The organism is Zeaxanthinibacter sp. PT1 (genome assembly GCF_028464225.1).
Lineage (GTDB): Bacteria > Bacteroidota > Bacteroidia > Flavobacteriales > Flavobacteriaceae > Zeaxanthinibacter.
Genome location: NZ_JAQPCN010000001.1, coordinates 1,284,077 through 1,304,530, shown reverse-complemented (window position 1 = coordinate 1,304,530; position 20,454 = coordinate 1,284,077). Strand labels below are relative to the sequence as shown.

General features: G+C 49.0%; 18 protein-coding genes. 9 read left to right on the top strand and 9 right to left on the bottom strand.

The window, feature by feature from the left end:
• Window positions 1-48 precede the first annotated feature (48 nt).
• The 3 genes from glmS to PP178_RS05685 all read right to left on the bottom strand — a co-directional run bounded on the left by glmS (window position 49) and on the right by PP178_RS05685 (window position 4,747).
• Window positions 49-1,896: a glutamine--fructose-6-phosphate transaminase (isomerizing) gene (gene glmS / locus PP178_RS05695; protein ID WP_272593342.1), complete on the bottom strand. Its 1,848-nt coding sequence runs from the start codon at window positions 1,894-1,896 to the stop codon at window positions 49-51.
• A 128-nt stretch (window positions 1,897-2,024) separates the two neighbouring features.
• On the bottom strand, window positions 2,025-3,809 hold the full coding sequence (locus PP178_RS05690) for a DUF4270 domain-containing protein (RefSeq protein ID WP_272593341.1): 1,785 nt from the start codon (window positions 3,807-3,809) through the stop codon (window positions 2,025-2,027).
• 116 nt (window positions 3,810-3,925) lie between these two features.
• A complete protein-coding gene (locus PP178_RS05685) occupies window positions 3,926-4,747 on the bottom strand; it encodes a glycogen/starch synthase (protein ID WP_272593340.1) in 822 nt (273 codons plus the stop codon).
• Window positions 4,748-4,850: 103 nt separating this feature from the next.
• On the opposite strand from PP178_RS05685, the gene panC reads away from it, so the two are divergent.
• The 5 genes from panC (at window position 4,851) to radA (ending at window position 9,617) form a co-directional block, all read left to right on the top strand.
• Window positions 4,851-5,699, top strand: coding sequence for a pantoate--beta-alanine ligase (panC, locus tag PP178_RS05680; RefSeq protein ID WP_272593339.1), 849 nt, complete (start codon window positions 4,851-4,853; stop codon window positions 5,697-5,699).
• A 13-nt stretch (window positions 5,700-5,712) separates the two neighbouring features.
• Window positions 5,713-6,063: an aspartate 1-decarboxylase gene (gene panD, locus PP178_RS05675; protein WP_272593338.1), complete on the top strand. Its 351-nt coding sequence runs from the start codon at window positions 5,713-5,715 to the stop codon at window positions 6,061-6,063.
• A 2-nt stretch (window positions 6,064-6,065) separates the two neighbouring features.
• Window positions 6,066-7,031, top strand: coding sequence for a lysylphosphatidylglycerol synthase transmembrane domain-containing protein (locus PP178_RS05670; protein ID WP_272593337.1), 966 nt, complete (start codon window positions 6,066-6,068; stop codon window positions 7,029-7,031).
• A gap of 13 nt (window positions 7,032-7,044) precedes the next feature.
• Window positions 7,045-8,190: an alpha/beta hydrolase gene (locus PP178_RS05665; RefSeq protein WP_272593336.1), complete on the top strand. Its 1,146-nt coding sequence runs from the start codon at window positions 7,045-7,047 to the stop codon at window positions 8,188-8,190.
• Between the two features lie 68 nt (window positions 8,191-8,258).
• Window positions 8,259-9,617 carry a DNA repair protein RadA gene (gene radA, locus PP178_RS05660; RefSeq protein WP_272593335.1) on the top strand — a complete coding sequence of 453 codons (1,359 nt, stop codon included), beginning with the start codon at window positions 8,259-8,261 and terminating at the stop codon, window positions 9,615-9,617.
• Between the two features lies 1 nt (window position 9,618).
• Here radA and PP178_RS05655 read toward each other — a convergent pair whose 3' ends face one another.
• Window positions 9,619-10,659 carry an NADP(H)-dependent aldo-keto reductase gene (locus PP178_RS05655; RefSeq protein WP_272593334.1) on the bottom strand — a complete coding sequence of 347 codons (1,041 nt, stop codon included), beginning with the start codon at window positions 10,657-10,659 and terminating at the stop codon, window positions 9,619-9,621.
• Between the two features lie 62 nt (window positions 10,660-10,721).
• A complete protein-coding gene (locus tag PP178_RS05650) occupies window positions 10,722-11,486 on the bottom strand; it encodes an exodeoxyribonuclease III (protein WP_272593333.1) in 765 nt (254 codons plus the stop codon).
• Between the two features lie 155 nt (window positions 11,487-11,641).
• Between PP178_RS05650 and PP178_RS05645 the strand changes: the two genes are divergently transcribed.
• Together PP178_RS05645 and PP178_RS05640 are read left to right on the top strand one after the other, a co-directional pair.
• On the top strand, window positions 11,642-12,160 hold the full coding sequence (locus PP178_RS05645; RefSeq protein WP_272593332.1) for a DUF3575 domain-containing protein: 519 nt from the start codon (window positions 11,642-11,644) through the stop codon (window positions 12,158-12,160).
• Window positions 12,160-14,229 (top strand): TonB-dependent receptor family protein, encoded by a 2,070-nt coding sequence (locus PP178_RS05640; protein WP_272593331.1) that lies wholly within the window; start codon window positions 12,160-12,162, stop codon window positions 14,227-14,229. Before PP178_RS05645 ends, PP178_RS05640 begins: the two co-directional genes overlap by 1 nt.
• 1 nt (window position 14,230) lies before the next feature.
• Here PP178_RS05640 and PP178_RS05635 read toward each other — a convergent pair whose 3' ends face one another.
• Window positions 14,231-15,775: a glycine--tRNA ligase gene (locus tag PP178_RS05635; protein ID WP_272593330.1), complete on the bottom strand. Its 1,545-nt coding sequence runs from the start codon at window positions 15,773-15,775 to the stop codon at window positions 14,231-14,233.
• A 37-nt stretch (window positions 15,776-15,812) separates the two neighbouring features.
• Window positions 15,813-16,709 carry a hypothetical protein gene (locus PP178_RS05630; RefSeq protein WP_272593329.1) on the bottom strand — a complete coding sequence of 299 codons (897 nt, stop codon included), beginning with the start codon at window positions 16,707-16,709 and terminating at the stop codon, window positions 15,813-15,815.
• Between the two features lie 198 nt (window positions 16,710-16,907).
• On the opposite strand from PP178_RS05630, the gene PP178_RS05625 reads away from it, so the two are divergent.
• Together PP178_RS05625 and PP178_RS05620 are read left to right on the top strand one after the other, a co-directional pair.
• Window positions 16,908-17,456 (top strand): ComF family protein, encoded by a 549-nt coding sequence (locus tag PP178_RS05625; protein ID WP_272593328.1) that lies wholly within the window; start codon window positions 16,908-16,910, stop codon window positions 17,454-17,456.
• Window positions 17,457-17,485: 29 nt separating this feature from the next.
• A complete protein-coding gene (locus PP178_RS05620; RefSeq protein WP_336298517.1) occupies window positions 17,486-19,126 on the top strand; it encodes an Ig-like domain-containing protein in 1,641 nt (546 codons plus the stop codon).
• Here PP178_RS05620 and PP178_RS05615 read toward each other — a convergent pair.
• Together PP178_RS05615 and PP178_RS05610 are read right to left on the bottom strand one after the other, a co-directional pair.
• On the bottom strand, window positions 19,110-19,886 hold the full coding sequence (locus PP178_RS05615; protein ID WP_272593327.1) for an amidohydrolase: 777 nt from the start codon (window positions 19,884-19,886) through the stop codon (window positions 19,110-19,112). The two genes, PP178_RS05620 and PP178_RS05615, sit on opposite strands and share 17 nt — an antisense overlap.
• Before the next feature lie 3 nt (window positions 19,887-19,889).
• Window positions 19,890-20,429, bottom strand: coding sequence for an ankyrin repeat domain-containing protein (locus PP178_RS05610; protein WP_336298516.1), 540 nt, complete (start codon window positions 20,427-20,429; stop codon window positions 19,890-19,892).
• Window positions 20,430-20,454: the final 25 nt, after the last annotated feature.

Below are 20,454 nucleotides of genomic sequence, written 5' to 3'. Positions count from 1 at the left end.
TAAAAAAAGCCCCTATGCAGGGGCTTTAAATTCTATGTTTCTTTCTTACTACTCCACAGTAACCGACTTGGCCAGGTTACGGGGCTGGTCTACATTACAACCGCGCATAACCGCGATGTGGTAAGAAAGCAATTGCAGTGGAATGGTCGTCAGCAGCGGGCTCAGGCTTTCCATGGTCTCCGGCACCTCGATCACGTGATCGGCCAGTTCCCTCACCTGCTCATCTCCTTCGGTAACCACGGCGATGATCTTTCCTTTCCTGGATTTGATCTCCTGTATGTTACTGACTACCTTCTCGTAATGCCCTTTATTGATAGCAATAACTACTACAGGCATATGTTCATCGATCAGGGCGATAGGTCCGTGCTTCATCTCTGCAGCAGGGTATCCTTCCGCGTGTATATAACTGATCTCTTTTAATTTTAGAGCACCTTCCAGGGCAACGGGGAAGTTGAATCCACGTCCCAGGTACAGGCAGTTCTCTGAATCTTTATATACATCCGCAATGATCTCAACCAGGGCATTAGACTGCAGGGCCTTTTCTACCTTGGCAGGCATATTCTCCATCTCGGTCAGGAACTCGTGGAACTTGTCCTCGGAGAACATTCCCTTGTGCTTGGCCAGTTTCAGGGCCAGAAGGGTCAGTACGGTGATCTGTGTTGTAAATGCTTTGGTGGATGCCACCCCGATCTCGGGACCGGCATGGGTATAAGCTCCGGCATGGGTTTCACGGGCAATGGATGAACCTACCACGTTACATACGCCGAAAACGAAAGCGCCTTTTTCCTTGGCCAGCTTGATGGCAGCCAAAGTATCTGCGGTCTCCCCGGATTGTGAAATGGCGATCACCACATCCTTCTCTGTAATTACAGGATTCCTGTAACGGAATTCCGAAGCGTACTCTACCTCTACCGGGATCCTTACCAGGTCCTCGAAAATATATTCGGCCACCAGCCCGGCATGCCAGGAGGTACCGCAAGCCACCACGATGATGCGATTGGCATTCAAAAATTTCTCAATGTTCTGGTCTACCCCGGCCATCTTAATGATGCCCTGCTCCGTACGCAAACGACCACGAAAAGTATCCTTGATCGCCCTGGGCTGTTCGTAGATCTCTTTCAGCATAAAGTGGTCGTAACCTCCTTTTTCTATTTCCTCGAGGTTTAACTGCAGTTCCTGTACCATAGGGTAAGCGATGGAATCATCCTTGATCTTCCTTAGCTTAATCTCTTTCCCAAGGCGAACAATGGCCATCTCCTCGTCTTCCAGGTAAACGGATTTGTTCGTGAACTCGATAAAAGGCGTAGCATCTGATGCGATAAAGAATTCGTTCTCACCTATCCCGATCGCCAATGGGCTACCCAGTTTAGCTACGACGATCTCATCCGGCTTCTTACGGTCAAAAACGGCGATAGCATAGGCTCCTACCACCTGGTTCAGCGCGATCTGCACCGCTTTCCCAAGCTTGACATCTTCTTTCTTCTTAACTTCTTCTATAAGGTTAACCAACACTTCGGTATCCGTATCGGACTTGAAGGTGTATCCCCTTTTTATTAATTCTTTCTTGACAGACTCGTAGTTCTCGATGATCCCGTTATGGATGATCACCAGGTCCCCGGAATTGGAATAGTGTGGGTGCGAGTTCACATCATTGGGAACCCCATGGGTCGCCCAACGTGTATGACCTATTCCCAGGCTGCCTTTTAAGGCAATGTCACTTTCAGCTTTTTTCTTCAGATCCTCGACCTTTCCCTTAGTTTTCGCAAGGTTGATATCGGTGCCGTCGTACAGTGCGATCCCGGCACTGTCATAGCCGCGATACTCCAGGCGCTGAAGCCCTTTCATGATGATGGGATATGCATCCCTGTGACCTATATATCCTACTATTCCACACATATGATTCTGTTATTTCTTTTAGTGGTATTCCTTTGAAGTTAATACGCGCAAAGGTAGCAGATATTGTGCTTACTACCTTAAAATCACGTTAATCGCGCACAGATATGCTTTAAAAAGCACAATTTCACCTAGTTGGTTTCTGTGTAGAAGATCTCGAGTTTTAGTTTCTTTTCTTCGGAAGCAGGTACTTCGCTGCCATACAGCACAGTACCCAAAGGACTGATGACAGACATCTCCGGGATCTCTCCCATGGTATCGCCCGGTAAAAGTACATCTCTCACGGTAGTCAGCCTGATGTCCGAAGTCAGGGTTAACCCAAGCATGGCATTCGCTGAATCGCGCACTACGATATTATTAATATGCTCGGTGATCCTGATGGTGTATTTCAGGCCTTTGTCATCTTCCTCTACCAGGATACCGTCGTGCGTCTGCAGTACACCCAGGGGGGTATTTTCTGTAGATACATCGTTGATGGCATCATATAAAGGAGCGTTGGTCTCCGCATTGAAAATATAAAGTCGCGGCGGCTCGTTGGCGCCGGCCGGTATGGCGGTACGATCTACATAAAAGACCAGGTTGGCCTCGTTGATGATCCAGTTGTTGGCCTTGATCTGGTTGATGAGCGCATCGCCGTTGTCCGTATCAAACAACCTGATATTGGCATAGGTCCCTGCCCCACCTTTCAGGTAGATCCGGGAGGCGTTATTCCCGCTGTCCAGGTCATCAGAAATAGATGCGGGGTACGCATCGCTGATCAGGGTATTCAACGCATTCCCGTTTACAGGGCTTGTACCACCACCGGTCAGGAAGTTCAGGGTGAAACTGCTTTCGTTCATATCATCTTCTTCATCCGATGCGTTGTCATATTCATATTCTATGGTGATGTTAGAACTGGTCAGATCTAACAACATCAACAATTCTTCAGTTCCGGGCTCTACTTCAAAGTGCAGGCCACGGAAAAATTCTTTAAAATTACTGGAGCTCAACAACTCGGAACTTCCCTCCTTATCAAGGATGTTCTGCTGGAAAAATGCTGGGTCCAGTGCAACCCGGATCCCAGGTTGAATACGTTCGTCCACGATGGTAGATTCGTCCTCCTCGGTATCGGGATCATCTTCCTCAAAGATCACTGTCTCTTCTTCTGTTATGGTCACCTGCCCGTCAAACAGTACTTCCCCTGCAAAAGAAGTGAGGTCCTGGTTGGAGTAATAAGGCTGGGCCTGCTGAAAATTGGTATTGGGATCAAGGTCTCTCAGGAAATAGGTAGAGCGGGTCACTTTCAGGTTAAAAGGAATGTCCCGGTTCCCGTAAATGGAATCCAGGTCTACTCTTTTAGGAAAGTTATTCCGTATGGTTTCGGTATCCACATCATCGCGTATACCATCACCATCTGTATCTTCGTTCAGTGGATCGGTACCACTATTGGTCTCAGCAATATCGGTCAGCGTATCCCCGTCACTGTCACTATTGGCATCAGTAGGGTCGGCATCAAAGACATCCGGCACACCGTCGCGGTCCTCATCCCCTGTATTATTCTGCAGGAAAGGCATATAAAGGATTACCTCTTTTACGGTTTCATTTTCAGGGGTAGACTCGTTTTCCTGGCTTTGCGAACCAAAGATGGGGTTTGCATTGGAAAGCTGAACCTGGGTGGTAATCTTGGCACGGGTCTGCCCGTAAACCGGGTCGTTATAGACGCCAAGCTGGTACAAGGGCAACTTGTTGGTCTGGGCAGCGATGATATTCCTGTTGTAGGCAAAAACGTCGTATACAGCACGATCTGTATTAAATGGTTGCCCGCCGGTGACCGTGGCGCCGATGGTGGTAGGATCCTCATCACAGGACACCACGAAGGTTAGCGCTGTCAGTATGGCTAAGGCTGCAAAAATCTTCCCCGGCATAATTCTGTTCATTCGTTCTGTTCTACTCACTGGATATTGCTTTCTGCTGTATGCTCAAATGAAAAGGTCCGGCCACAGGCCAGTCCTTTTTCATGATACATTATAATGTGAATGATTTTTTCAATTCGCTAGTTTACGGTCGCGTTCAACACCTTATTGGTGTAGAAATCGGCATAAGCCTCTTCAAATTCCTGCAGGGAAACATAGGGAAGCACCGGTTTATCGAGCTGATCAATGTGCTGCTGCAAGTCTTCGGGCAGTTCTTCGGCGGCTAAAATAACGGCATCAGAAGAATCTACTGCGACTTTTAACAAATTATTATAGGTGGGTTTTTCAAGGAGAGAGATCGCTTCCTCCGGGATTCCGTCAAAGGCAATTTTAGACATCATCTTCTCATCCAGTTCCCCTTCAAAGCTGCGACCGTAGACCGAGGTAACGATCTTACTGTCTGCAAACAGTGGCTCGTCCGCGTATAATTTCTTCAGGTACAACGGGAGCAATGACGCCATCCATCCGTGAACATGGATGATATCAGGGGACCAGTTCAGTTTCTTAACCGTTTCTACGACACCTTTGGCAAAAAAGATCGCCCGTTCGTCGTTATCCGGGAACATGGTTCCGTTCTCATCGGTAAATGTCGCTTTCCTCTTAAAGTATTCCTCGTTATCAATAAAGTATACCTGAATCCGCTCCTTGGGTATAGAAGCAACCTTGATGATAAGAGGCATGTCCATATCATTGATCACCAGGTTCATCCCGGAAAGCCGGATCACCTCGTGAAGTTGATGTCTGCGCTCGTTGATATTCCCATACCTAGGCATGAAAATACGGATTTGGCCACCGTTGCTGTTGACCATCCTGGGCGTTTCGTAAGACATTAAGGAAACTTCGTTCTCGGGTAGATAGGGCACTAATTCTGAAGATACAAACAATATCTTTTTACCATTCATAAAAGCTGTATTTTGTTTAAGGAGGAAAACGTAGGTGCAAAATTACAAAAATTATGTAGAATAGCTTTAATTATAGTAAGTTTGCACGCTCTAAATTTGGAATATGCAGGTTTTTAAAACCAAATTTGAACTACGTGATCATCTGGATCAATACCGCACAAAAAACGTACCAATAGGTTTGGTACCTACTATGGGGGCCTTACACCAAGGACATCTTGCATTGGTTTCCAGGGCTTTGGAGGAAAACGGGGTCGTAGTGGTGAGCATTTTTGTGAATCCCACCCAGTTTAATAATGCCGAAGACCTGGCCAATTATCCTAAGCCGCTGCAAAAAGATCTTTCCCTGCTCAAAGAGGTCTCCGGAGAACTGCTCGTTTTTACACCGGAGATAGACGAGATCTATCCGCAGGCGCTAGAATCCAAAAAATATGATTTCCAGGGCCTGGATAAAGTAATGGAAGGCGCCTTTCGCCCCGGCCACTTTAACGGGGTGGGCACTATCGTAGAAGCACTGTTCCGAACCGTAGAGCCCCACAGGGCCTATTTTGGGGAAAAAGACTTTCAACAACTGCAGATCATCAGGAAACTCACTCAGAACGAGCACATCCCGGTAAGCGTAATCGGCTGCCCAATTGTCAGGGAAGCCAGTGGCCTGGCGCTCAGCAGCAGGAACACCCGGCTCTCAGATCACAGCAGGCAGGAGGCTTCTTTCATCTACGAGATACTGCAGGCTGCCAAAAGTAAGTTTGGCACGGAAAGTGCGCCTAATATAACTGCATGGGTAGAAGAGGAGTTCCGCCGTAACAACCTTTTAGACCTGGAATACATCCAGATCACGGACGTGGATACCCTGACTCCTGCAAAAGACAAAAAAGAGAACACTAAATACAGGGCCTTTATTGCCGCCTATGCCGACGGAGTTCGGTTGATAGACAATATAGCGCTGAATTAATTACCTTTGTGCGATGCAAATAGAAGTAGTAAAATCTAAAATACACCGGGTAAAAGTTACCGGGGCCGATCTCAACTATATCGGTAGTATTACGATTGACGAAGACCTGATGGACGCCGCCAATATCATACAGGGAGAGAAGGTACAGATCGTGAACAATAATAACGGGGAGCGATTGGAAACCTACGCTATTCCCGGTGCACGCGGTACCGGAGAACTTACCCTGAACGGTGCAGCTGCCCGTAAAGTCGCCGTGGGCGATGTACTCATCCTAATTACCTATGCCCGGATGGACATAGAAGAAGCAAAAAAATTCAATCCCTCCTTGGTCTTTCCCAATGAAGAGACCAATCGTTTAGACTGATTTTGAACCCAAGGCTCAAAAAACTCCTGAAGACCATACTCCCAATTGCCCTGGGAGTTTTTTTGGTGTGGTATTCTTACCAGATGACCGGGGCAGAAGAACGCGAACAGATCATACATTACGTGAGGGAAGCCGACCTCTTCTGGGTAGGGATGTCTATACTCATCGGGATACTGAGCCATATTTCCAGGGCCATCCGGTGGAACTATATGCTGCAACCCCTTGGATACAGTCCACGTATTACGAATAACGTCCTGATCATCCTGATGGCCTACTTTGCCAACCTGGGTATCCCCAGGTCCGGGGAAGTACTGCGGGCTACCGCCCTGGCCACCTATGAGAATGTTCCCTTCCAGAAAGGATTCGGCACTATTGTCACCGAAAGGGTGATAGACCTGCTGATGCTGCTCCTTATTATAGTTATTGCCCTGGTACTGCAGACAGACATCATCCTGGGTTATTTGGAAGGACGCGGGTTCACCCTGGTGGGCACCCTGGTACTGGCCGGAGCCGGCGTACTGGGCCTGTTTATATTCCTGGCTTTTTTGCGGAGGTCCAAATCCAAACTGGCCTTAAAAATCCGCAACCTGGTAAAAGGACTGCTCGATGGGGTGATGAGCATCTTCCGGATGGAAAAGAAAGTCCTCTTCGTTGCCCATACCCTTTTTATCTGGGGTTGCTATATCGCCATGTTCTGGGTGATCAAATACACTGTTCCGGAAACCATTAACCTGGGACTGGATGAGCTACTGGTGGCCTTTGTTGCGGGAGCCTTTGCCATGACCACCACGAACGGGGGTGTTGGCCTCTATCCTATCGCGGTAAGCGGGGCCCTTGCCATTTTCGGGATCTCCTCGGTCTCGGGGGACGCATTCGGCTGGATCATGTGGATTGCACAGACCCTAATGGTAGTGGTCTTTGGTGCAATATCTTTTCTGCTATTACCGTTATTGAACCGGAACCGGTAACCAACCCAACATCATGAAATCATATTTTTTACTGCTGATCGCCCTCAGCTGCAGCCTGGGCCTTTCTGCACAAGTCACCCAGGAAATCTTTGAATCCTTTAAACTGCAGGAACGCAGGGATGTTCGTTATTACTTCCCCGAAGATTACGACGCGGAAAAGACCTACCCCCTGGTCGTGGTACTCGATGCGGAATACCTTTTTGACCAGGTCGTAGCAATTTCTAAGTTTTACAGCAGGTTCCAGGGAATGCCCCAATCTATAGTGGTGGGTATCCATCAATCCAAGAACGAAATGCGATGGGAAGATTGTGCCTTTGACGAGGATAGCGGTCTACCTACCGAGAAATCCAAGAATTTTTTCGAATTCCTCGGGATGGAGATCATCCCCTACCTGGCCACCTCCTATAATGTAGCACCCTTTAAGATCTTTGTCGGTTACGATATCACCGCAAATTTTGGCAACTATTACCTATTCAAGGACCGCTCCCTCTTTAATGCATTTATCAGCATTTCTCCCCTACTAGCCCCGGAAATGGAAAACCGGGTTCCTACACGAGTCGCCGCCCTTGACCAGCAGATCTTTTACCACCTCATCGTAGGCGGAAACCGCGATGAAACCCGGAACAATATATTACAACTGGACAGGGCCCTGTCTGCCATAGAAAAAGACAATTTCACCTATTACCTGGACGAGTACCCGCAGGCCAACGAACTTTCCGTGATCAGTTACGGGCTGGGGAAAGCCTGGGACCGCACCTTCAGCATCTTTAAGCCTATCTCGCGAAAAGAGTACAAGGAGAATATCCTGGCTTCTGAAGCTCCCGTTTTCCAGTACCTGGATGACAAATACCAGATGATAGAAGACCTGTTCGGGTTCCGCAAACCGGTAGAGCTGAACGACATTATGGCCATCTACGCCGCGAGCAAGAAGAAAGAGGACCTGGAGTCGCTTAAAGATCTGGCCGAACTCTGCCATAAGGCCTACCCCACAACCATGCTGGGCTTTTATATGGAAGGGGAGTACTACGAACAGAAAGGGGAACCTAAGAAAGCCCTGCGCACCTACGAAAAGGCTTTTGGGATGGAAGAGATCGATTTCCTGACCAAGGAGATGGCCCTGGAAAAAATGGACGCCCTGAAAGCCGATTTCGGCTTCTGACCAATATTCCATCAGCACTTTGTTATTAGCAGTAACCACAATATCTTTAGCCATCCTAAAACCCTGTGATGGCCAAGACCAAAACTGCCTTTTTCTGCCAGAATTGCGGCACCCAATACGCTAAATGGGTCGGCCAGTGCGGCGCCTGTAAAGAATGGAACACCGTAGTGGAAGAGGTGATCCAGGCCCCGGAGAAGGCCGACTGGAAACAACCGGGCAGTGAAGACAGGGCCAGGGTTAAACCCCTGAAGGTAAAAGAGATCTCCACGGAGAGAGAAGTGCGAATGAACACCTATGACCAGGAGTTCAACCGCGTACTGGGAGGCGGACTGGTCCCGGGCTCGCTGGTATTATTAGGCGGGGAACCCGGCATCGGGAAAAGTACCCTATTACTCCAGATCGCCCTGAAACTACCCTACACCACCCTCTATGTCTCCGGGGAAGAAAGCCAGAAACAGATCAAGATGCGGGCAGACCGTATTCAGCCTGATAATGACAGTTGCTACATCCTTACCGAGACCCGTACCCAGGACATTTTCCGCCACGTGGAAAAACTGGACCCGGATATCGTAGTCATCGATTCCATTCAGACCCTGCATTCCAATTATATCGAATCCGGCGCCGGCAGCATTTCCCAGATACGGGAATGCACGGCAGAACTGATGAAGTTTGCCAAGGAGACCAACACCCCGGTCATCCTGATCGGGCATATTACTAAGGATGGCTCCCTGGCCGGCCCCAAGATCCTGGAGCATATGGTAGATACCGTACTGCAGTTTGAAGGGGATCGCAATTATGTATACCGGATTTTAAGGGCCCTGAAAAACCGCTTTGGGTCCACGGCAGAACTGGGCATCTACGAGATGCAGGGTAAAGGCCTCAGGGAAGTGAGCAACCCCTCAGAGATCCTCCTATCTAAAAATGACGAAGGCCTGAGCGGCACCGCGGTTGCAGCTACGGTAGAAGGTATGCGGCCGTTGATGATAGAGATACAGGCCCTGGTCAGTACGGCCGTTTACGGTACGCCCCAGCGTTCGGCAACCGGTTACAATGCTAAACGATTAAATATGCTGCTGGCTGTTCTGGAGAAGCGAGCCGGGTTTAAGCTGGGCGCCAAAGACGTATTCCTGAATATTACCGGGGGTATTTCCGTGGATGATCCTGCCATAGATCTTGCGGTAGTGGCAGCCATACTTTCCAGCAATGATGATACCGCCATAGACAAGGGCATCTGCTTTGCTGCCGAGGTAGGACTGGCCGGGGAGATCAGGCCGGTACAACGGGTGGAGCAGCGTATCCTGGAAGCCGAAAAGCTTGGGTTTACGACCATTTATGTCTCCAAGAACAATACCATCTCCCTGAAGAATACCAAGATCAAGATCATGCTGGCCTCCAAGATAGAACAGATCGTAGAGGCACTATTCTGAATTAAGGTGCCGGGTTAGGAATCTGCTTATGGATCTCTTCTATGCCTTTCAATACTTCGTCAGACAGCTCCACATCTGCACTCCCGATATTTTCCTTTAATTGCACCATACTGGTTGCGCCAATAATATTGCTGGTTACAAATGGCCGGCTGTTCACAAAGGCCAGGGCCATCTGTGTGGGGCTAAGACCGTGATCAGCTGCGAGCGCTGCGTAGCGGCTGGTCGCCTCCACGGCGTTATCCCCGCTATAGCGATTGTAATTAGGGAACAAGGTGATGCGGGCATCGGCAGGCTGTTTGCCTCCCAAATATTTACCGCTGAGCACTCCAAATCCCAGGGGTGAATAGGCCAGCAGGCCTATCTTGGACCGCATGGATATTTCGGATAAGCCCACTTCAAAGAGTCGGTTCAGCAGGCTGTAGGGATTTTGTATGGTGATCATCCGGGGTAAATTGATATGCACTTTCCCTTCTTCCAGGAAGCGCATAACGCCCCAGGGGGTTTCATTGGATAATCCTACCTGCCCGATTTTTCCTTCCGCGATCAGGTCCCTGAGGGTTTCTAAAACCTGGTGTATGTTGTCTTCCCAATGATCGGACAGGTCGTGTTCGTAGCCCCGCTGCCCGAAATAATTGGTAGATCTTTCCGGCCAGTGCAGCTGGTAAAGGTCCAGGTGGTCCGTCTGTAGCCGTTTAAGACTCCCCTCTACCGCTTCGGTAAGCGATTCCCGGTCAAACCCGGTTTCGCGGATAAATTTTGTGTGGGCAGACCTCCCCGCGATCTTAGAAGCGAGCACTACTTTATCCCTGTTCCCGGTCTTCTTTAGCCAGTTCCCGATAATGATTTCTGTATGCGCATAGCGGTCCGGATGAGCAGGGATGGGATACAGTTCTGCCGTATCAAAAAAGTTCACCCCCTGGTCCAGGGCATAGTCCATCTGCTCAAAGGCCTCTGCCTCGGTATTCTGTTTTCCCCAGGTCATGGTGCCCAGGCAGATCTTACTTACCTCAATATCAGTGTGGGGGAGCTTAGTGTATATCATATCTTCAAAAATGGGTGAAATTACTGCTATAATGATTTAAAAAGGTGCCCTATGCACTACTTTCAGGACGCTATCTCCAGTAAGATGGGGCAATGGTCGCTATGCTTGGCCTCCGGGAGGATGACCGATCGTTTCAGTCGGTCTGCCAGGGGTTCGCTTACCATCCCGTAATCCAGTCGCCAGCCTTTATTGTTCGCCCGGGCGTTGGCGCGATAGCTCCACCAGGTATATTGGTGTGGTTCATCATTAAAGTAGCGGAAGCTGTCTATGAATCCACTGTCGATAAAATTCCCAATCCACTCGCGTTCTACAGGCAGGAATCCCGAAACATTCTTGTTCCGAACCGGGTCGTGGATATCAATGGGCCGGTGACAAATATTGTAATCCCCGCAGATGACCAGGTTGGGACGATCTTTCCTGAGCTCGTTTACGTATTCGTGGAAGTCGGCCATATACTGCAGCTTGTGATCCAGCCGGGCAATATTGGTCCCCGATGGCAGGTAAAGGCTCATTACAGAGATATCGCCAAAATCAGCCCTGATGTTGCGTCCTTCGTGATCCATGTAGTCGATCCCTGTGCCGTATTCCACGTGATCGGGTTTCACCTTGGAAAGAATGGCGACCCCGCTGTAGCCTTTCTTCTGGGCACTGTACCAATAGTGGTAGGGGTATCCCGCCTCTTCAAACAGGTGGGTGGTGACCTGGTCCTCCATGGCCTTGATCTCCTGCAAGCAGATCACATCTGCATCCACCGTTTTCATCCATTCAATAAATCCTTTGTTCATTGCGGCACGTATGCCGTTTACATTGTAGGAAACGATCTTCAAATCTTCGTGTTTTTCACAAAAATAACAATGTTTGCCGCTCATGTACAACAAATCCCCCTCTAAGTTCTGATGCACTATAGAGAGGTCTTATAAATAAAGCTGGGCATGTAAAGGTTGAGATACGTATTTTTACACAGATCCTAGAAATATCCTGTATGAAGAAATTGTTGCTGCCATTTTTCCTGTTGCTCTTTGGGTTTGCACAGGGGCAGGCGTATCCCAACCTGGAGCTGGAAAGCGAAGTCAAGTTCAATATCGGCTTGTTCCTGGCCACCAAGACGGTAGAGGCCTCTTATGAATATTACCTGAGTGATGACGTCAGTCTGGGGGGGACCATTTACCTGGATGATGACCCGACCGACTATAACGGGAATTTTGGGATAGGCCCCAACCTCAGGGCCTATTTTGGCTACCAACCCAGGTCCGGCTTCTTCGCCGAAGCCTTCGGCCTGTATTTTACGGGGGAAGACGAGATTGAGACCACGGAACTGGGGAACCGAAATAACGACTACAGCACCCTGGCCATGGGGCTGGGCATGGGCAATAAATGGACCACTCGTAGCCAGCGATTTTCCCTGGAGGTATTTGGGGGCTTTGGACGAAACCTGAACCCGGAAGAATTCCAGAGTGATTTTATGTACCGCGCCGGGCTGGCCATAGGAATACGATTCTGATGATAAAATTACTCCCCCTTTTACTTATATCGCTATTCTTATCCCCGATAATCGCCCAGGAAAAAGAACAGGATTCTGTCACCTACTTGCAGGAAGTGATCCTTTACGATCCCATAGACCGCCCTGTTTCCCTTGGGATTACAGATGTACAAAGGCTGGGGCCCGAAGTCCTCGAGGCAAGGAGCCCGATAGACCTGCCCTCTGCCATGAACAGGGTATCCGGGGTATACCTGCTTTCCGGCGCCCAGAACACCAACAGGATCACCATCCGTGGTGTGGGTGCAAGAACCCCGTTCGGGACAGATAAAGTGCGATTATATTTCAACAACATCCCGGTGACCAACGGGACAGGATTCTCTACGATCGAATTATTCGACCTGGAAAACCTGGCCGATATCACCGTAGTTAAAGGGCCAAAGGGAAGCGCTTATGGTGCCAACCTGGGAGGGGCTATCCTTTTAAAAACAGGAGCTAAAGGAAACAAGGTATATAACACCACTACCCTGGGTTCCTATAACCTTTTTAAAAACAATGTGGGGCTTTCCCTTTCCGATGAGAATCTCGATCTTCAACTCACTTACGGTCACCTGGAGACTCAGGGATATCGGGATAATAACGATTTTGAGAGGGATGCCCTGCTGCTGAACAGTACCTTTACTCTAAGTGAGCGTACAAGCTTAGGGCTGCTGATCAATCATATCGATTATTTTGCCCAGATCCCCAGCTCACTGAATGAGACCGATTTCCGGGAAAGCCCCAGGGAAGCCGCTTTCACCTGGAGACAAGCCAGGGGGTACGAGGATAATAATTATACCCTGGCCGGGCTGAATTTCCGCCAGCAGATCACCCCAGGGTTCAGTAATAGCACCAGTGTATTCTACTCTTACCTGGACCACTATGAACCCAGGCCCTTTAATATCCTGGACGAGTATACCCATGGCTATGGATTTCGCAGCATCTTTGAAGGTACAATTCCCACGGGAGACCAGACTGCCCCTTATACCCTTGGAGCCGAGTTATACAAGGATGAATATCGTTGGGGCACTTTTGAAAACCGCTATGAAGAAAACGATGGCCGGGGCAGCCTGCAGGGCGACCGGCTGAGCGACAACCAGGAATTCCGCCGGCAATTCAATGCCTTCGGGAGCCTGGAATGGCCGTTTACAAATCGCTTTAAAGCAAGGGCCGGGCTAGCCGTAAATAAAACCTATTACGATTTCAGGGATAAGTTCAGGCAAGGCGCAGGGAACCGCAGTGCCCAACGCAGTTTTGATGTGTTGCTCCTTCCCAGCCTGGACGTGGAATATCGCTTTACTCCCTCACGGCATATCTATGCAAACATCAGCAGGGGGTACTCCAATCCCAGCCTGGAGGAGACCCTTACCCCGGATGGTGTCATCAACCCCGATATCTCCCAGGAGACCGGGATGAATTACGAACTGGGTACCCGCTGGTATTTCCGGAACCCGGGGCTGAAGATAGACCTGGCGGTATACCGGATGAATATTAAAAACCTGCTGGTGGCGCAACGGGTGGGACAGGACCAGTTCATAGGTCGTAATGCCGGGGAAACCAGGCACCAGGGGATAGAACTGGATGCGCAGCTGCTGCTGAAACCATGGGCCGGGGTACGGTGGACTCCCTACCTGAGCTATACCTTCAGCGATCACCAATTCGTGGATTACGTGGATGGGGATAATGATTATTCCGGCAATCCCCTTACCGGGGTGCCCAGGCACCGATATACTGCCGGCTGGAGGCTGGAACACCAATCAGGGCTGTGGTGGTCACTGGGAATTGAACATGTAGGAGCTATTCCACTGACCGACGCCAATACGCTGGATAGTGAAGCTTTTGAATTACTCAATACAAAATTGGGGTATAGCAGGGAAATCGGTGATCGATGGAGTTTTGCCCTGTCTGCCGGGATAGACAACCTATTAGACACCCGATATGCGCGATCGGTACTGATCAACGCTGTCGGCTTTGGAGGTAATGCCCCCAGGTATTTCTACCCGGGGAACAACCTCAACTTTTATAGCAGCCTGCGGCTGGAATACCGCTTATAGCTTATTTCATTTTCTGAAGCCAATACTTCATATCCACTTCTTGAGCCACCTTAGCAGCCACTTCGCTCATCGGGATACGAATCTGCTCCATGCTGTCCCGGTAACGCAGGGTTACGGTTTGGTCTTCCAGGGACTGGTGATCCACGGTGACACAGAAAGGCGTCCCCACGGCATCCTGCCTGCGGTATCGGCGACCTACTGCATCTTTCTCGTCATAGGTTACGTTAAAGTCCCACTGCAGCTCTTCCAGCAACCGGTTGGCCAGCTCGGGCAGTCCATCTTTTTTCACAAGAGGGAGCACAGCTACCTTGGTAGGAGCGAGCACCGCCGGTAATTTCAGCACCGTACGGGTAGACCCGTTTTCCAGGGTTTCTTCCTGTAATGAATTAGAGAAAACCGCCAGGAACATCCGGTCTAGGCCAATAGAGGTTTCGATCACGTAAGGCACGTAATTCTCTTGTGTTTCCGGGTCAAAATACTGCAACTTCTTTCCTGAGAATTCCTCGTGGCGCCTCAGGTCAAAATCGGTCCGTGAATGAATTCCTTCCAATTCTTTGATCCCGAACGGAAATTTGAATTCTATATCCGCAGCAGCGTCGGCGTAATGGGCCAGTTTCTCGTGGTCGTGGAACCTGTAATTTTCTGCATCGATACCCAGTGAAAGATGCCACTTCATCCTTTTCTCCTTCCAGGTCTCGTACCATTCGGCCTGAGTGCCCGGCTGTATAAAGAACTGCATTTCCATCTGCTCAAATTCGCGCATCCTGAAGATGAATTGTCTAGCGACGATCTCGTTCCTGAATGCTTTTCCTACTTGTGCAATCCCGAATGGGATCTTCATCCTCCCTGTCTTCTGAACATTCAGGAAGTTTACAAAGATACCCTGGGCGGTCTCGGGCCGGAGGTAAAGGTCCATTGCGCTGTCAGCAGAAGCACCCAGCTTGGTGCCGAACATCAGGTTAAACTGCTTGACATCTGTCCAGTTCTTAGAACCGGAAAGCGGGCATGCAATGCCCAGCTCTTCAATCAGCTGTTTCACATCGGCCAGGTCTTCTTTTTCGAGTGAGCTGGCCATACGCTTTACAATGGCAGATGACTCTTCCTTATAGCGCAGCACCCTGGGGTTAGTCGCCTCAAACTGTTCCTGGTCAAAGTCGTCCCCGAAGCGTTTTGCTGCCTTACTGACTTCCTTTTCTATCTTAGCCTCGATCTTGGCGACGTGGTCTTCGATGAGGACATCGGCCCGGTATCGTTTCTTGGAATCTTTATTATCGATCAGGGGATCGTTAAAGGCATCAACGTGCCCCGATGCTTTCCAGGTGGTCGGGTGCATAAAGATGGCTGAATCCAGCCCGACAATATTGTCGTTCATCTGCACCATGGCCTTCCACCAGTATTCCCTGATATTCTTTTTCAGTTCCACGCCGTTCTGCGCATAATCATAGACGGCACTAAGCCCGTCATAGATCTCGCTGGACTGAAATACATAGCCGTATTCCTTAGCGTGGGATATAACATTCTTGAAATTGTCTTCTTGCTTTGCCATGCGGCAAAAATAGAATATTAGCCTAGAACTGCGGTAATTATTTCAATTGAAATTCGGAGGAAGTAAGGAGTTTTTCGTCCTCGAAAACGTTGAGCGTGTAGGTGCCTTCCTGCAAGGAAGATTCCGGGACGGTGATAAAGTCACAGATCATCATTTCATCACCCTCGTACATCACTTCTACCCTTTTGCTGTAGATATTCCCGCTGACGGAAACCGTACTGGCGTTATCCTCGATCACCTGCATCTGTGGATCCAGGAATTGCAGGTAAACAACGCGTTGCTGGCTTTCCGTATTGGGCTCCCCCAGAATGGTTACGCAACCGCGAAGTTTTTCAATGGTAGAGGCTTTGGTCGTTTTGATGGGTCTTTCACTTCTCAGGCGGAAACCACTTCCTTCTGCAAATCGCATTTGCAGATAATTCTTGGTCTTCAGCTCCCGGCTGAGTTCCCTGTTTTTGCGCCTTAATAAGGTCTCGGCAGCAGAGAGGGCACTGCTCTTGCTCCGCAATTCTTCCAGGATCTCCCGGCTCTCCTCGTATTTTTCAGTAATTAGGCTGTTGTTATACTCCAGGTAGTTGTTCTTGAGTTTAAGGCTGTCATACATGGCTTCCAGTTTCCTGAGACGCCTGCGATCTTCCCTAAGCTTTCCCACCGTGAAATTGAGTCGCCCTACAGAATCGAGCAATTGTTCTACTCGGAACCTGGAATCCTCCAGGTCTATCTCGTTCACCTCGTTCATCGCCGCCAAGCGATCTACCTCAGATTTCATGATGGTGAGATCCTTAACCAGCAGGTTCCGCTCATCCTCCAGGTAGCTGATCTGGGCCTTGGATTGCGCGTAGCTGTAATAAAAGGCAATAAGGATGCCCAGGATCACAGCGACCATTGCGGCAATAATGATCTTGTAATTGAATTTAGTATCTTGAAAATCCATTCAATCGAGGCTAAGTTTTCAGCTGGTTATCTGCGTTAAGATTTGATTTTTCTTAAGCTATCAAATATACTAAATGACATCAACAAGGTCCTTTTACCCCCCTTGTGTTTTGGATGTAACGCTCGATTATATCGAGGAGAGCACCTTTTGTGCACCCTTTGTCGAAATCAATTACCCCTTACCGAGTACAATTTGGCCGTGGAAAATCCTGTAGACCGCATTTTTTACGGACGAACGGATGTGAGTAAAGCGGCCGCCTTTCTTTATTATTCCGACGAAGGCATCGTCAAAAACCTTATCCATTACCTGAAATACCGGAAACAACAGCAAATAGGAACCTTCCTGGGGGAATGGTTCGGTTCAGAGCTGCTGCAGGCCGGTATGCCGGCCCGGCCGGACTACGTTATTCCTGTTCCCCTGCACCCCCGGAAACAAAGGAAAAGGGGATACAACCAGGTAGACCTGTTTGGCGAGGCGATGGCCACTCTACTGGGAGCAGAATTCCGTACAGGAATCCTGGTCAAAACCGCTAATGTCCGCACCCAGACCCGGAAAGACCGTTCCTTCCGCTGGCAGAGTCAGCAAGATCTGTATACCGTGGTAGACAGAGAGCAATTAGCCGGTAAAAAAGTACTGCTTGTAGATGATGTAATCACCACCGGCGCAACCCTTGAAGCCTGCTCCGAGGCCCTGAAAAAAGGAGGGGATACAGAGGTCTATATAGCCGCCATGGCAGTAGTTCCTTAATTTTATAAATCTGTAAATTAATCGTTTCTTTGCCTCCACAGAAAAGACTTATGGCCCTGCTCCGAAGATTCCTGATGCTCACCTTTGCCCTGCTTCTCGTCGCAGCCCTGCTTCAGTGTGCTAAACGTGGAAGCCCTACAGGAGGGCCTAAAGATGTAGAGGCCCCTGTAATGATAAAGGCAGAACCGGAGAACCTGAGCGTAAATTTTAAAGGTAACCGGATAAGGCTTTTCTTTGATGAGTATATTAAACTGCAGGATGTGCAGAACCAGCTGATCATATCCCCACCCTTAAAATATACACCGGAGATAAAACCACAGGGAGGCGCCAGCAAGTTTATCGAGATCATCCTGAAGGATACCTTACGCGACAGTACCACCTACACCATTAATTTTGGGCAAAGTATAGTAGACAATAACGAGGGCAATCCCAATCCTTTCCTCACTTATGTATTTTCTACCGGCGACTATATTGATTCTCTCGCCCTTTCAGGAGTGGTAAAGGATGCTTTTAATAATGTGGCAGACCAGTTCGTCAGCGTGATGCTCTACGAGCTGGACAGTTCTTTTACGGATTCTACTATCTATAAGGACCCGCCGAATTACATGACCAACACGCTGGACAGTACCACCATCTTCACCCTTAAGAACCTGAAAGCAGGGAAATATGTGCTCGTGGGTGTTAAAGATGAGGCCAAGAATAATACTTTTGACCAGGACACCGATAAGATAGCCTTTGTAGAAGACACCATACAGTTACCCACAGACACCACGTACCTGCTGAATATGTTCCGGGAGATTCCTGATTACAGCATGCTCCCCCCTAGCCTTGCAGCGGCCAACAGGGTGCTTTTTGGCTACCAGGGGCAGGATCCCGATGTCTTTATAGAACCTCTTACCCAATTGCCCGATAGCGTCAAGACCATGGTGTCTAAAGTACCCGGTAAGGATTCGCTCAATTTCTGGCTTACCCCTTTTAAGGCAGATTCCCTGGTGTTCCGGGTTCGGCTTCAGAATACCGAGCAGATAGACACCTTTACGGTAAAGACCAGGAAACTGGGTCCGGACACCTTGTTGCTCAATCCCAGCCACCGTTCTAAGCTACCCTTTGAAGAGACCTTCTCTGTAGGGGCCAATACCCCTATTATCGCCGTTGACAGGAGGCAGATCAGTGTTGTTTACCAGGATTCTTTGCCGCTGGATTTCCAGTCTGTACTGGATACCGTGGAAAACAAGGTGAATATCACCTTTGAAAAGGAGGCTAATACAGACTATAAAATCACCCTGGAGGAACGCAGCCTGATGGATTTCTTTGGCCAGACCAATGACAGTATGGTTTACAGGCTTTCCACCGGTGGGTATGCTGATTTAGGTAACCTGAGGATGCGACTGGAAGGGGCACTGGCATTCCCGTTGATCGTACAACTGACCGATGAGAAAGGCAAGGTTATGCGAGAGCGTTATATACAGCAGCAGGAACTACTGGAATTTAATAATGTTGACCCCGGGAAATACCTGGTCCGACTCATCTTTGACACTAATGAAAACAGGGAATGGGATACCGGCCGATACCTTGAAAAACGGCAGCCCGAAAGGGTGATCTACTACCCCGAAGTCATAGAGGTCAGGGCCAACTGGGAATTGGAACAGACTTTTACGGTAGGAGGGTAAATGCATCCCGGTCTTGCAGAAATTTTAATTTCCCTCTTACCTCGTCCAGCTCTTCTTTTTTTAATGTAGCATAGAGCACAGTTTCTTTTTCAGTATAGCCCAGTGGAGATCCGAGTGCGTCATATACAGCCGTATGGCCGGAATATTCATGACCGGTATGATCTGTTCCTATCCTGTTCACTCCGGCACAAAATGCCATATTCTCCACCGCCCTTGCCTTCAGGAGGATATCCCAGGCAGATGTTCGGGGAGCAGGCCAGTTGGCGACGTAAATAAGCAGGTCATAGTCTTCCGTATTCCGGCTCCAAACTGGAAACCGCAGGTCGTAACAGACCAGTGGGCATATCCTGAAGCCTTTATATTCTAAAACCAGTCGTTCCGTGCCCGCTGTATAAACCTTATCTTCACCTGCCAGGGTAAAGGTGTGCTTCTTATCGTAGGTCGCCACAGATCCGTCCGGCTTCACAAAACAAAGGCGATTGTAATACTGGTCTCCTTCCTGGAAAACAATACTCCCGCAAATGGCCATCTCTTTCTCATTGGCCAATATTCGCATCCACTCTAATGTCTTAGGACCTTCTTCCTTATCCATGTGCTGGGGAGTCATAGTGAACCCCGTGGTAAACATTTCGGGCAGCACCAACAGGTCTGTATCCTCCGCAGCTCCGCGGATAATACTTTCCAGTGCTTTCCGGTTGGCAGTTGGATCTTCCCATGTCAAAGGGGTTTGAACAAGGGCTATCTTCATGGTCAATGGCATATTTCAGTGGTTTTCTAAAAGCTCTATCAAAGGTTTCACCTCCTGCATACGGGCGTGGTCCAGTGCTGTATTCCCCCTGGCATCCTTTGCCTTGGTATCTGCCCCGTGTTCTATAAGTAATTTGGCAATACCTACATGCTTAAAGGTAATGGCAAAGATGAGGCAACTGCCTCCCATGGCATTGGTCGCATTTACATCGGCCCCGGCATCGATCAATTGCTTCGCAATATCCCCAAAGCCTTTAAAACAGACACCCATCAGGGCTGTATTCCCCGCTGCATCCTTTTCGTCTATTGGGGCGTTGTAATCCAGCAGTTCGGAAACTATGGAGGAATGATTGTAGTAGGCCGCCAGGATGAGTGGAGTAGATCCACGCTGATCCCTGGCATTCACCAATCCCGGCTCCTTCGCCAACATGGTACTCACGGCATTTTTATTTCCCAGCCTAATCTCGTTAAAAAATTGTTCCATATCTATCGCTATCGTCCTGTAAATATAAGAACCCTCCCTGACAAGTTTACTTACACCAACTTCTTTCTCCACACTTTTGCAGTCTGCTGAAATTATA

Bases quoted from the DNA above. Each gene is read 5' to 3' on its own strand.
- PP178_RS05640 (WP_272593331.1), top strand. From the start codon at position 12,160: ATGATAAAATTACTCCCCCTTTTACTTATATCGCTATTCTTATCCCCG.
- PP178_RS05665 (WP_272593336.1), top strand. From the start codon at position 7,045: ATGAAATCATATTTTTTACTGCTGATCGCCCTCAGCTGCAGCCTGGGC.
- radA (WP_272593335.1), top strand. From the start codon at position 8,259: ATGGCCAAGACCAAAACTGCCTTTTTCTGCCAGAATTGCGGCACCCAA.
- glmS (WP_272593342.1), bottom strand. From the start codon at position 1,896: ATGTGTGGAATAGTAGGATATATAGGTCACAGGGATGCATATCCCATC.
- PP178_RS05655 (WP_272593334.1), bottom strand. From the start codon at position 10,659: ATGATATACACTAAGCTCCCCCACACTGATATTGAGGTAAGTAAGATC.
- PP178_RS05630 (WP_272593329.1), bottom strand. From the start codon at position 16,709: ATGGATTTTCAAGATACTAAATTCAATTACAAGATCATTATTGCCGCA.
- panD (WP_272593338.1), top strand. From the start codon at position 5,713: ATGCAAATAGAAGTAGTAAAATCTAAAATACACCGGGTAAAAGTTACC.
- PP178_RS05685 (WP_272593340.1), bottom strand. From the start codon at position 4,747: ATGAATGGTAAAAAGATATTGTTTGTATCTTCAGAATTAGTGCCCTAT.
- PP178_RS05645 (WP_272593332.1), top strand. From the start codon at position 11,642: ATGAAGAAATTGTTGCTGCCATTTTTCCTGTTGCTCTTTGGGTTTGCA.
- panC (WP_272593339.1), top strand. From the start codon at position 4,851: ATGCAGGTTTTTAAAACCAAATTTGAACTACGTGATCATCTGGATCAA.
- PP178_RS05635 (WP_272593330.1), bottom strand. From the start codon at position 15,775: ATGGCAAAGCAAGAAGACAATTTCAAGAATGTTATATCCCACGCTAAG.
- PP178_RS05615 (WP_272593327.1), bottom strand. From the start codon at position 19,886: ATGCCATTGACCATGAAGATAGCCCTTGTTCAAACCCCTTTGACATGG.
- PP178_RS05690 (WP_272593341.1), bottom strand. From the start codon at position 3,809: ATGAACAGAATTATGCCGGGGAAGATTTTTGCAGCCTTAGCCATACTG.